This window comes from Mesorhizobium sp. M0618, from assembly GCF_040320765.1.
Classification (GTDB): Bacteria; Pseudomonadota; Alphaproteobacteria; order Rhizobiales; family Rhizobiaceae; genus Mesorhizobium.
In genome coordinates this window covers 1-12,615 of record NZ_JAMYQH010000050.1, presented here as the reverse complement: position 1 = coordinate 12,615, position 12,615 = coordinate 1, and the positions used below count along the sequence as shown (strand labels likewise).

General features: G+C 63.5%; 7 protein-coding genes and 1 pseudogene. 1 reads left to right on the top strand and 7 read right to left on the bottom strand.

Annotated features, from left to right (window positions below; all coding sequences use genetic code 11):
* Nucleotides 1-183 precede the first annotated feature (183 nt).
* The 7 genes and pseudogenes from NKJ04_RS32050 to NKJ04_RS32020 form a co-directional block, all read right to left on the bottom strand.
* Entirely contained in the window at nucleotides 184-2,622 is a 2,439-nt protein-coding gene (locus NKJ04_RS32050; RefSeq protein WP_352439873.1) for a GcvT family protein, read from the bottom strand.
* 194 nt (nucleotides 2,623-2,816) lie between these two features.
* On the bottom strand, nucleotides 2,817-3,461 hold the full coding sequence (locus tag NKJ04_RS32045; protein WP_023812283.1) for a cytochrome c oxidase assembly factor Coa1 family protein: 645 nt from the start codon (nucleotides 3,459-3,461) through the stop codon (nucleotides 2,817-2,819).
* 81 nt (nucleotides 3,462-3,542) lie between these two features.
* Nucleotides 3,543-3,908 carry a hypothetical protein gene (locus NKJ04_RS32040; protein WP_023812284.1) on the bottom strand — a complete coding sequence of 122 codons (366 nt, stop codon included), beginning with the start codon at nucleotides 3,906-3,908 and terminating at the stop codon, nucleotides 3,543-3,545.
* Nucleotides 3,909-4,051: 143 nt separating this feature from the next.
* Nucleotides 4,052-5,431, bottom strand: coding sequence for an aspartate aminotransferase family protein (locus NKJ04_RS32035; protein ID WP_128303967.1), 1,380 nt, complete (start codon nucleotides 5,429-5,431; stop codon nucleotides 4,052-4,054).
* Nucleotides 5,432-5,687: 256 nt separating this feature from the next.
* Nucleotides 5,688-7,759, bottom strand: a pseudogene (locus NKJ04_RS32030) (prolyl oligopeptidase family serine peptidase).
* A 68-nt stretch (nucleotides 7,760-7,827) separates the two neighbouring features.
* Nucleotides 7,828-9,000 carry an MFS transporter gene (locus tag NKJ04_RS32025; protein WP_352679761.1) on the bottom strand — a complete coding sequence of 391 codons (1,173 nt, stop codon included), beginning with the start codon at nucleotides 8,998-9,000 and terminating at the stop codon, nucleotides 7,828-7,830.
* 145 nt (nucleotides 9,001-9,145) lie between these two features.
* The gene (locus tag NKJ04_RS32020) at nucleotides 9,146-10,321 is read right to left on the bottom strand and encodes an MFS transporter (protein ID WP_352679758.1); all 1,176 of its coding nucleotides are present in this window, start codon (nucleotides 10,319-10,321) and stop codon (nucleotides 9,146-9,148) included.
* Nucleotides 10,322-10,573: 252 nt separating this feature from the next.
* Between NKJ04_RS32020 and NKJ04_RS32015 the strand changes: the two genes are divergently transcribed.
* Nucleotides 10,574-12,151 (top strand): trimethylamine methyltransferase family protein, encoded by a 1,578-nt coding sequence (locus NKJ04_RS32015; protein WP_352679755.1) that lies wholly within the window; start codon nucleotides 10,574-10,576, stop codon nucleotides 12,149-12,151.
* Nucleotides 12,152-12,615 lie beyond the last annotated feature (464 nt).

The following is a 12,615-nucleotide window of genomic DNA, read 5'->3' as shown; positions in this document are numbered from 1 at the left end:
TCAGGTCTCGCGTACCGGAGCCCGTAAGTTTCGACAAGTGCCATAAGTTTCGCAAAGTGTTTGCGTAGCGAAGCGCCATGCGTATCTGGCAAAGCCGCGTTCCTGATGGAGCGCGGTTTTTGCGTTTTGCCCTGCAGCACGTTTTGAGACATCGATAACCCGGAAACTGTACTCCGGGATGCCTCACATGCGCCCGCGGGCGCCTTCCGGATCATAGGGCGAGTCGGCGATCACCTTGGCCGCGCGGCGCTCGCCGAGGATGGACACCTCGAGCTCGATACCGGGCGACACAAGTTCCAGGGGCAACAGCGCAAGTGCGATGTCGTGACCGAAAGTGTAGGAGTAGCCCGCAGAGGTGATGTGGCCGACGAGCTCGCCTTCGCGGTAGACGCCCTCGAAGGCGAACGCGCTCGCACCGTCCGTATCGATCGACAGCGTGGCGATCCGGCGTGCCGCCCCCTGCTTCTGTTTTGCGACCAGTGCCGCGCGGCCGATGAAGTCCCCTTTGTCGAGGCTCATGAATCGGTCGAGGCCGCTCTCCCAGGCCGACAGTTCGAGATTCATGTCGCGATACATGGCGCGGTAGGATTTATCGAGACGAAGCGATTCCAGCGCTTGAAGTCCGACCAGCCTCAGTCCGTGCGCCTCCCCCGAGGCCAGGAGCGCATCCAGCAAATGCCGCTGATAGCAGAGCGGATGATAGAGCTCCCATCCCAATTCGCCCGAATAGTTGACGCGCAGCAGTCGCACGTCGCTGGCCATGCCGACAGTGCCGGACTGCACGCTGAACCAGGGGAAGGCCTCGTTGGAGAGATCTATTTCCGTCAGCGGCTGCAATATGTCGCGCGCCTTCGGCCCAACCACCGTGAAGCTGCCGCGATCCTCCGTGACGTTGCGCAGATGCACGCTGCCGTCCTTCGGCAACAGCCGGCGGAGATCGTCAAGGTTACAGCGCTCTGCGCGCGGCGTCGATATGAGATAGAACAGGTCGCTCTGCAGCCGCGCCACCACATACTCGGCCTGCACGCCGCCGGCCGGCGTCAGGTGATGGGCAAGAGCGACGCGACCGGGACGCGGCAGTCTGTTGGCCAGGATTCCGTCGAGCCAGTCCCTTGCGCCCGGTCCGCTGACCTCGAACTTGGTCATTGGTGTCATCTCGACCAGGCCAGCGGTCTGGCGGACAGCCTGGACCTCCGCGGCGACGTGGTTCCCTTTGGGGGTCCAGCGCCAGCTGTAGACGTTGCGCGCTTCGACACCGGCAGGCGCAAACCAGCTCGGCATCTCCCAGCCGTTCAACACATCCCACACCGCGCCGAGCTGGCTTAGACGGTCATAGGAAGGGGCCGTTTTCTGCGGTCGTGCCGCCGGCATGTCCTGGCCTGGATAGTGCTGTGCGGCGTGGGTGCCCCAGGCTTCCCGGACCTTTGCCCGGGTCCAGTTCTTGTTGGCATATTGGCCGAACCGACGGGGATCCAGCTCCGCCGTGTCGATGCTGTTGCCACCCTCCACGATCCGTTCGGAGAGGTAGTAGCCAATCGCACCGCCCCAAAGGATGCCCCCCGGCACCCCTTCGGCGAGCCAGACATTCTCCAGGCCCCACGCCTGCCCCATCAGCGGCAGTTCATCGGCCGTCATCTGGAAAGGCCCTCGCACATTCCGCTTGATGCCGGCGCGGCCTAGTGCGGGGACCAGTTCGGTCGCGCGCTCCCAGTTCCAGGAAACGGCGTCGAAATCTTCATCGAGCAGATCGGCGCCGAACCATTCCGGGACGCCGTTTTCGGCGAACAGCTTGAGCTGCTCGGTACGCTCATAGGGGCCGAACATCAGCCCGTCCCCCTCTTCGCGCAGATAGCCCTCGTAACCCTCGTCCCTGAGGATCGGCATCTCCGGAAGACCAAGCCGTTTGCGTTCCACCACCTCGGGAACCGACTCGGTGATCCAGTACTGATGCAGGATCGGGATCGCGGGAATGTCCAGGCCCAGCATGGCGCCTGTCTGGCGTGCGTAATTGCCGGTCGCAAGGATGACATGTTCGCAAACGATGTCACCGCGCGAGGTCTTGACCCTCCACTCGCCGCTCGGCATCCGCTCGAAACCCACGACCTCGGTATCAAGATGGATCTTCGCGCCGAGGTCGCGTGCACCCTTGGCCATGGCCTGGGTGACATCGGCGGGTGCAATGTGGCCGTCATCGGGATGGTAGAGGGCGCCCAGCATGCTGTTGTTGTCGAGCAGCGGCCAGATCTCTCGCGCCTCCGCGGGCGATACGATCCGGGCCCGCACACCCTGGACCTCGGCAACGTCCATGTAGCTTCTGTACTCGTCCAGCCTGTCGCGCGTGTTGGCAATGCGCAGCTGGCCGCATTTGTGCCAGCCGACGTTCTGGCCCGTCTCCGCCTCCAGCCCCTCATAGATTTCGATCGACCTGGCGATCATGCGGCCGACATTGCGGCTGCGCGCGTAAGAGGGGATGAGCCCCGCGGCATGCCATGTCGACCCGGCCGTAAGCTGCGTTCGCTCCAACAATGCCACATCGGTCCAGCCGCGCTTTGCCAGGCCGTAGAGAATGCCGGCACCCACACAGCCGCCACCGACCACGACCGCACGAAAGGAACTCACCATATGCGCGTGCCCTTGTATGAAATTGCCACCGGCCCACATGAACGCATGCGCATACTGTCAGACAGCATCCGGCTTTTCAGCATATTTCCTTGTCTGGAACGCAGCAGTGGTGACCCGATTGTTGGGCCACAAAGCCGACCGAACTGTCAGCCTTCGCGCCCGTGTTTAGGCTGCTTTTTTTGCGTTTTGCCCAGCTATATTCCGATTGCAGCATTCGGGATCGGGACATGATCTTCGTTGATCAGCACGATCGGCGCATTGGTTCCCTCGACCCTGACGACCAGCAGGCGCAAGCTCCATGTGCCGGCTGTCCGGACAGCGGTCGAATAGGCCGTGCCCTTGCCCTTGGCGCCGTGGACCGGAATGCCGAACTGGGCGTCGCCGGCCCCATTTGCATTGACGTTGAGATGGCCGCCGACCCAGAAACTGTCGGTCAAATCATCACCCAACGCCGCCTTGACGCGGTCGTCGGCGCGAAGCCTGTCCATCGTCATGTGATAGGCATCGCTGCCTTTCAGGACGTAGGGAATGCTGCCCACCATCGTCGCGCAGCCGCCAATCCCGACAACCCAGACGGCAAGGCCGGCGATTGCCCAGTTGCGCTGCGTCTTGCGAAACTGTTCCGCGTCACGCCAGGCGCGGTTCTGCCAAGCCCAGCGGCTGCCGCGCGCGCCCAGCACGATGATCATGATGATGTTGACGACAGGGATCAGCGCCAGCAACGCGATGAAAGTGCTGTTGCCGATGCCCCAGATCCAGTTGAGGAAGAAGGCGCCCCAGTTCCAGCGGTCGAGTTCGGCTGGAATTTCAGCCGGCTGGTTGAGCGGTTGTCCGGCCATCGTGTCCCTCATCGGTGACGTACCGACTGATTCTAGCGCATGCGCCCGTCAATGCGCAAAATCAAAGTTCTGCAACTTCTGTCAGGTCTTGTTGGACAGCCGGCGAAAATTCGCTTTCACGGCACGGCTTGCCGGCTTCAGCGCGGCGCTGATCGAGCGCTCCGCCGCGACCCCGTTGAACAGCGACGGCGTGCGGCCGGAAAAGATTTCCGGCCAGAACCGCGATGCCGATTGCAGGAAGGACATTTGCGCCGCAAACACGCCTTCGGCCATAGCGGCGGTCTTCTCGTTTACCGCACGCGCGGTCTCCGTGCTCCATGGCTGGCTGCTCCCGCCATCCATGGTCATCAACGGCAGCCGCATCATCGCCACCAGCGGCGCCAGCATCAGGTCGCCGCCGATGCTGGCCGCTTCTTGCGTCCGTCGGCTCTTGCCGGTCTTTCTCATGGAAACAAAACCCCTTGTCGCGGCCGAATCAGCCGCAGCCCCACACACTACGCGCTTGTGGTGGAATTCGTTCGCTCCCCGCGTCAGCATGGCCTCAAGGCTGGGCGCTCCCGCCGAGGAGCGCCCAGCCGAGGGGTCGAGTTCTACCGCTTGCGCAGATCGGCTTGCGCCAGATCCAGCGCCTTCGAGATGCGATCGCAGGCCATATCGATCGTATCGCGGGTCCAGATCAGCGGCGGCGACAGGATCATCGTGTCGCCGGTAGCGCGCAGCATCATGCCGTGCGCGATGGCATGATCGCGCACGGTCACCGCCGCACTTCCAGCCGGCAGGAACCGCTCCTTGGTCGCCTTGTCCTTGACGATCTCGATCGCGCCCATCAGTCCGATCGAACGCACCTCGCCGACCAGATCATGTCCGGCAATGCGCTCCTGCAACGCCTTGGCGAAATAAGGACCGGTGTCGTTCCTGACGCGGTCGACCAGCCCTTCGCGCTCGATGATCTCGAGGTTCTTCAGCGCCACGGCGCAGGCCACCGGGTGGCCGGAATAGGTGTAGCCATGGTTGAACTCGCCGCCCTTCTCGACCAGCGTCGAGGCGATGCGGTCGCCAACCAGCAATGCCGACAGCGGTTGATAGCCCGAGGTCAGAGCCTTGGCGGTGGTGATCGTGTCGGGCTCGATGCCGAGCGTCTGGGCGGCGAACCATTCGCCGGTGCGGCCATAACCGGTGATGACTTCGTCCAGCATCAACAGGACATCGTATTTGCGGCAGATGCGCTGCACTTCCGGCCAGTAGCTTGCCGGCGGTATCTTCACGCCGCCCGCCCCCATGACCGGCTCGCCGATAAACGCGGCAACCTTGTCGGCGCCGGCTTCGAGGATCGCCTCCTCGACAGCCCCGGCCGCGCGCAGGCCGAAATCATGATCGCTCTCGCCAGGCAGCGCCAGTTCATAGGCGTAGGGCATCATCACATGGACGATGTTGGGCACCGCACCGTTGAGCTGCTTGTGCATACCATCCATGCCACCGAGCGAGGTGCCGGCAACGGTCGAGCCGTGATAGGCCATCTTGCGCGAGATGATGCGGTTCTTCTCCGGCTGGCCTTCCAGCACCCAATAGTGGCGCACGAGGCGCAGGGCCGTGTCGTTGGCCTCCGAGCCCGACGAGCCATAGAACACCTGGTTGACGTGCTTCGGCGCGATCTCCGCCAGCTTCTTGGACAGCAGCACTGGCGTCGGCGTCGAGCATTTGAAGAAGGAGTTGTAATAAGGCAGTTCCTTCATCTGGGCATAGGCGGCGTCGGCCAGCTCGTCACGGCCATAGCCGATGTTGACGCACCACAGCCCGGCCATGCCGTCGAGGATTTCAGCCCCTTCGGAATCGTAGATGAAAGGGCCGTTGGCATGGGTGATGATGCGCGACCCGGCCCCGCGCATTTCCTTGTGGTCGGTGAACGGATGCAGATGATGCGCGGCGTCGATCTGCTGAAGCTGCTTCAGCGAATAATTCTGATAGGTCATGTCTGATCTTTCCTCTGGATTCTATCCGGCAAGCCGGGGCGAATGCTTCAGAGGCAGAGAGGTGGCGAATAGCCGATGCGGGCGCACAGCCGCAAAAGCTCGGCGCGCAGCGTACGCGGTGACGGCGTCACCGCGACCCGCAATGCGCGAGCCTCAAATGCGTCAATCAACATCCTGACGAGAGCCATGGAAGCCATCTTAGAGCAAAGGCTGGTCGAGGAGAACCACCCTTTGCTTGGCCCATAACGGAATGAGTCTAGGCCTTGGCTGTCAGCGCCCTCTGCAGGAAGACATATTTCATCGCCGTCTGCGCCGCCTGCGGCCGGCGGTCGCCACGCCCGCCATGGCCGCCCTCGGTCTCCTCGAAGAACAGCGTCCTGGCATGGCCGGCTTCCTGCAGGCGGGCGGCCATCTTGCGCGCATGGCCGGGATGGACCCGATCGTCAGCGGTCGATGTGGTCAGCAGCACCGGCGGATAGGCGGCAGCGGCGTCGACATGCTGGTAGGGCGAGTAGGCTGAAAGCCACTTCGCGTCTTCGGGTTTCGACGGATCGCCGTATTCGGCCATCCACGAGGCGCCGGGCGGCAATTCGGCGTAACGCAGCATGTCGAGCAGCGGCACCTCGATAATGACGGCGCCGAAAAGCTCGGGATGCTGCGTCAAGGAAACGCCGGTCAGCAAGCCGCCATTCGAACCACCCTGGATGCCGAGTGAGCTTGCTGTCGCGATGCCGCGCTTGACGACGTCCTGCGCGACCGCTGCGAAATCATCGAATCCGTTTTGGCGATTGCCCTTGAGCGCCGCTTGATGCCAGGCCGGGCCGAACTCGCCGCCGCCACGGATGCAGGCCTGCACATAGGCATTGCCCTTTCCAGCCATAGCCTGCCGCGCACGCCGGCATAGCCGGGCAGCAGCGGCACTTCGAAACCGCCATAGCCGTAAAGCAGCGTCGGCACCGGCCCCTTCTGATCGCGCCGCCTGACGACGAAATAAGGGATCATCGTGCCGTCCTTGGAGCGCGCCTCGAACTGTTCCGAGATCAGCGGCGAGGCATCGAAACGCGCCGGCTGCGACTTCACGGTTTCTAGCGTCTCGCCATTGTCGTCAGACCAGATGATCGAACTCGGCGTCAGGAAATCGGTGAAGGAGAAGGACACGCTCGAGCCGAACTGCTCGGCATGGCTGATGCCGACATTGCCATTTTCGGGCAGCGCCACCGGTTTCAGCGACCAGTTGCCATCCTTGCGCTCGCAGACGACGACCTTGCCGCGCACATTGTCCATCAGGCTGATGAACAGCCGGTCCCGCGTGCGGGCAACGCCGGCTATGGAAACGCGATATGCCGGCTCGAACAAGGTTTCGACAGGCCCGAGCGCGCCGATCTTGACCCAGTGCGCGAGATCCAGCGAATAGAGGCCGTCGGGCTTGCAAACCGTGCCGTCGGGCGCCGTCCATGGACTGCGCACGCCGAACACGAGCTGATCCCTGAATATTGCCGTATCGGTCATGTCGTCCGGCAGAGGCAGCTGTTTGTTTTCGCCGGAAGGCAGCCGCAGGAAGATGTGCGAAGCGAAGAAATTCAGCGTCCGGGCCAGGATCAGATAGCGTCTGTCGCCGTCGTACTCGACAGCGGCACCAACGGCGAGATCCTCTTTCTGCGCCTCGAAGATCGGTGTCGCGTCTTCCAGCTTGGTGCCGCGCTTCCAGAGCTTGATCACACGCGGATAACCGGAGTCGGTCTTGTCGGACTCTTCGAACGCAGCGGAAACAATCACGGTGTCTTTGTCCAGCCAGCTGAAGCCCGACTTCGACGCCCGCGCGTGAAACCCATCTTCTACGAACGATTTAGTTTCGATGTCGAATTCGCGCATCTCGCTGGCGTCGCCGCCATCGGGCGACATGCTCGCCAGGCAGCGGTTGAAGTCCGGATAGAGCCGGCTGGCGCCGCTGAACACCCACTTCACCCCCTCCTTCGCCGCAAGCTGGTCGAAGTCGATGATCGTTTCCCAATCGGGCTTCTCGGTCTTGTAGGAAGCGACCGTCGTGCGGCGCCAGAGTCCGAGCACATTGGTCTTGTCCTGCCAGAAATTATAGACATGGCCGGCAATGGCGGCGCCGACCGCGATGTTGTCCTCGGCCGTCATCAGGTCGAGCGCGGTCTGGAACGACGCCTGATAGGACGGATCACCCTGCAATTCGCCAACCGTGACCTCGTTCTGGCGATGTACCCAGTCCAGTGACTGCTTGGCCGTCCTGTCCTCCAGCCAGAGGAAGGGATCGTCGGTCGAGGGGGTGGAATTCGGCGTCTGGGTGGCAGGCTTGGGCATGAGGTCTCCGATAAACGCGTTGCTTTGAAAAAGCCAACGCCGATAGGCCGTATCGATATTCACTAGGCTCAGCGCACAATTGAGGCTTTCCGCCCACCAGCGAGGCTAGCAATAGCCAGCGCCAGGCACAGCAGCCCAAGCGTGATCGGCAGCCCGCCGGCACCCAAAATATCCATCGCGCCGCCCGCCAGCGGCGGCACGGCGATACCGCCGACGCCCCACATCAAGGAAAAGGCCGCATTACCGGCAACCAGTGCGGAGCCGGTGAAGCGTTCGCCGAGCTCGATGATCGACATCGTGTAGATGCCGTAGGAAACCGCGCCCCAGACAAAGATCATTGGCCAGATGAGCGGCGATTCGATGAGAAGCGGAAGCAGGACGCAGCCGAGCACCGTGATCGCGACGCAGGCAAGCCGCACCAGGCGCGCGGAAAGCCTCTCCGCCAGCAGGCCTAGCGGCACCTGCATGGCGATATTGCCGGCAATCATCACCGACAGCAGCGCCGACATGCGGATCTCGGTAATGCCGTGATGGGTGCCATAGACAGGCAGCAATGCCAGCGCGCCCTGTTCGAAACCGGCGGCGACTATGACGGCAAACAAAAGCAGCCACGCCAGCGGCACGAAACCCAGGACGGAAACTTGATGCCCGGCCTCGTCGACCTTGGGCAAGCGCGGCAGCACCAAGCCCAGGCAAATGCCGCACAGCACGAAGGCGGAGATGCCGACGAGGAAGGGCGGCCAGCCCTCGGTGCCGACTGCAAGCAGGCACAGTGGCCCGGCCGCGAAACCGGCCGAGATGATCGTCGAATAGACACCCATGACGCGCCCTCGCCGGGCCGGCGGCGCCAGCGCGATGACCCAGATCTCGCTCAGCACATAGAGCGGGTTGGTCACCACACCGATCAGGAAGCGCAGGGGAAACCACAAATAGACATTTTGCGTCCAGCCGATCAGCGCCAGCACGACAGCCGAAAAGGCCGCACAGGTAAGCGCCGTGCGCCCTGCCCCGAACCGCCGCGCCAGCGCCGGGATCAATGGCGACGACAGGATGAAACCGATCGGCGTCATGGCCGCCGACAAGCCGATCATCGCGGGCGAAACGCCTTGGCGCTGCAGGATGAAACTCAGCAGCGGATAGGACAACCCTTGCGCAATGGCGAACACCGAGACGGTCGCGATCACACCGGTGATCGCAGCCCATTGCATCGTTTCGTCCTTGTTCGATTCAACCAAATTCATGTGCGCACCGCTATCAAGGCTGCAGGATTAGCGCTTGAGCAACGTGGTGGTAAGCCCCTGGCGGACGAAAACCGCTTGCTCCAGACAATGCCTGTCAGGAGGCTGGGCCTGTCAGGAGGCTGGGCCTGTCAGGAGGTTGGGCTCGTCAGGAAGCTCGGCGCACGGACGACCGATACAGCGCGAACATCACCAGCACCGCGTCGAGGCCGGCGATCACGACCGGCAGCCCGAGCGGGCCGATGCCTTGCATGAGCAGGCCGGCACCGGGTGGGCCGACGATGCCACCGACGCCCCACATCAGTGCAAAGGCAGCGTTGCCGGCGACCAGCACAGAGCCCTTGAACCGGCTGCCGAGTTCGACCAATGCCATGGTGTAGACGCCGTAACCGACCGCGCCCATCACCAGCAGCACGACCCAGATCAACGGCGTTGTGATCAGCAGAGGCAGCAAAAGCGCGCAAACGGTTGTTGCCAGCGCGCAGACGATGATCATGGCGCGGCCGCCAAAACGCTCCGCCAGAAGACCGAGTGGTATCTGCAGCAGGATGTTTCCGAGGGAAAGCGCCATCACCAGCGAGGCCAGAACGGCTTCGGCCAGGCCGTAGCTGGCGCCGAAGACCGGGACCAGCGCATAGGTGCTCTGCTGGACCGCCGCCGAGACAAGCACGGCAAGCAGCAGCGCCGGCGCCATCCTGGCAAAGCCGACGAGGCCGCTGGCAGGCTGGCCGTCATCCTCAAAACCGGTGAGCTTAGACGAGACCGCGTGCAGGATCACCGCGCAGAGCGCGAAACCGGCGACGCCGACCATGAAGGGCGCCCAGCCCGACGTACCGAGCAGGGTCAGCGCGAATGGTCCGGCGGCGTAACCGGCGCCCATCAGCGTGTTGAACACGCCCATCACCCTGCCGCGCCGCGATGGCGGCGCCAGCGACAGTGCCCACACCTCGCCGAGGATGTAGAGCGGGTTGATGACGACGCCGATGATGAAGCGGATGACGAACCAAGCCACCCAGTCCTGCAGATAGCCGATGCCCAGGAAGCAGAGCGCGCCGATCAGCGAGCAGCCGACCGCCAGGTTGCGCCCACCGACCAGCCGCACCGCGGCCGGCACGAAGGAAGCCGAAAGGATCAGCCCGAGCGGCATCATCGCCGCCGACAAGCCGATCAGCGCCGGCGACATGCCCTGTTTCTGCATCAGCAGCGTGAACAGCGGCGAGCTCAACCCCTGCGCAGCGCCGAACATGGCAAGTGCCGCGGTGACGCCGGCAAGCGCTGCCCATTGCGTTCCTGCTTCGCCTTCGCTCGAGCCGGTCGCGACCATGCTGCCATCCAAATGAACTGCTGGCCATCCGGCCGGCAAGCCGAGTAGCTATCGGTTCGATCCCGGGAAAGGAAGGGCCGGCCGCCGAAATCCGCTTAAGCCAACGAGGCGGCGGGATCAGGCCGATGTCGTGGCCGCGCAACTGCCGTTCCGACATGTCGCTTCCCTCGCCCTAGTGGTCGCCGCCTCCGCAATGGCTGGGCAGCCGCCGGTCCATTATGCCGCCCGCTATCGCATCCTACGAGGACCATCATGACCGCCGCCCTACAACCCTTGGAACCGGCATTGGCCACTGACCGCGCCCGTCGCGGCGGCCGCGCCGGAAAGCGCGCCGGCGGCTCGGCCGCGTTCGAGCAGCCGGCTTTTCGCCAGCTGAAGAACCCGCTGGCGCCAACCAGGCTGGTCTCCGACGACGAGCTGGAATCGATCCACCTCGCTTCCCTGCGCGTGCTGCGGGAAATCGGCGTCGACGTGCTGCATGACGAGGCCCGGAGCATCATGAAGGCGCATGGCGCCGATGTGCGCGACGGCAGCGAACGGGTGCGCTTCGACAGCGACATGATCCTGGAACTGGTGTCGCACTGCCCGTCGGAGTTCACCATCCATGCCCGCAATCCCGCTCACAATGTGCGCTTCGGCGGCAACAATGTGATCATCTCGATGATGGCGTCGGCGCCCAATTGCTCCGATATCGATCGTGGCCGCCGGCCCGGCAACCAGCAGGACTACCGCAACTTCCTCAAGCTTGCGCAGATGCACAACATCCTGAACTGCACGGGCGGCTACCCGGTCGAGCCGACCGATATCCATCCGTCCGTCCGCCACCTCGAATGTATCCGCGATCTCAGCGTGCTGACCGACAAGGTGTTCCACATCTATTCGCTCGGCAAGGAGCGCAATGTCGACGGCATCGAGATCGCCAGGATCGCGCGCGGCATCAGCCACGAGCAGATGCTGGAAGAGCCGTCGGTCTTCACTATCATCAACACCAATTCGCCGCTGAAACTCGATGTGCCGATGATGGAGGGCATCATCCAGATGTCGAGCAAGGGCCAGGTCGTCGTCGTCACGCCGTTCACCCTGTCGGGGGCCATGGCGCCTGTCACCATCGCCGGCGCACTGGTGCAGCAGAACGCCGAGGCGCTTGCCGGCATCGCCTTCGCCCAGATGGTGCGCAAGGGCGCGCCCGTCGGCTATGGCGGCTTCACCTCCAATGTCGACATGAAGTCCGGTTCGCCGGCCTTCGGCACGCCGGAATACATGAAGGCGCAGCTTGTCGGCGGCCAGCTTGCCCGCCGCTACAACATCCCCTACCGCACCTCCAACACTTGCGCCGCCAACACGGTCGACGCGCAGGCGGCTTATGAAAGCGTGTTCTCGCTGTGGGGCGCCATCCAGGGCGGCGGCAATCTGATGATGCATGCCGCCGGCTGGCTCGAGGGCGGCCTGCGCTGCTCCTACGAGAAGACCATCCTGGACATCGACCTGCTGCAGATGGTGGCCGAATTCCTGACCCCGCTCGACCTTTCCGACGAGGCGCTCGGCTTCGACGCCATCCAGTCGGTCGGCCCCGGCGGCCATTTCTTCGGCACCCAGCACACGCAGGACCGCTACAAGACCGCCTTCTACTCGCCGATCCTGTCCGACTGGCGCAATTACGAGACCTGGGCGGAAGCCGGCTCGCCGACGGCGCTCGAAAAGGCCAACAAGGTCTGGAAGGAACGGCTGGCGTCCTATGAGGAGCCTTACATGGACCCGGCCATCCGCGAGGAACTCAACGCCTTCGTCGCCAAGCGCCGGTCCGAAGGCGGCGCGCCGACCGATTTTTGATCGGCCGTGTTGTTGATGAACAGTCGACCCCCACTCCGTCGAGCTGCGCTCGACACCTCTCCCCCGATCGACGGCGGAGAGGAAAGGCGCGAACTTATACCGGCTGGCTCTTTCCTCTCCCTCCAGAGGGGGGAGAGGTGACGTCGCGAAGCGGCGACGGAGTGGGGGAAGCCGTTCCTGAAACGCGCAGCCGCCGCAAAATTGGTACAACGAAGATAGCGCGTAACCTACGGCAAGCGGGCAACCAGGCGGAAGCATTGCTTTGATGAACAGTCGACCCCCACTCCGTCGAGCTACGCTCGACACCTCTCCCCCGATCGACGGGGTAGAGGAAAGGTGCGAGCTTATACAGGCTGGCTCCCTTCCTCTCCCTCCGGAAGGGGGAGAGCGACTATCTGGGGTGTCAAGTTGCAATTACGAACTCGTTGCGCGCATCGCGTGCTTTTGCATTGAGGATGACCAGG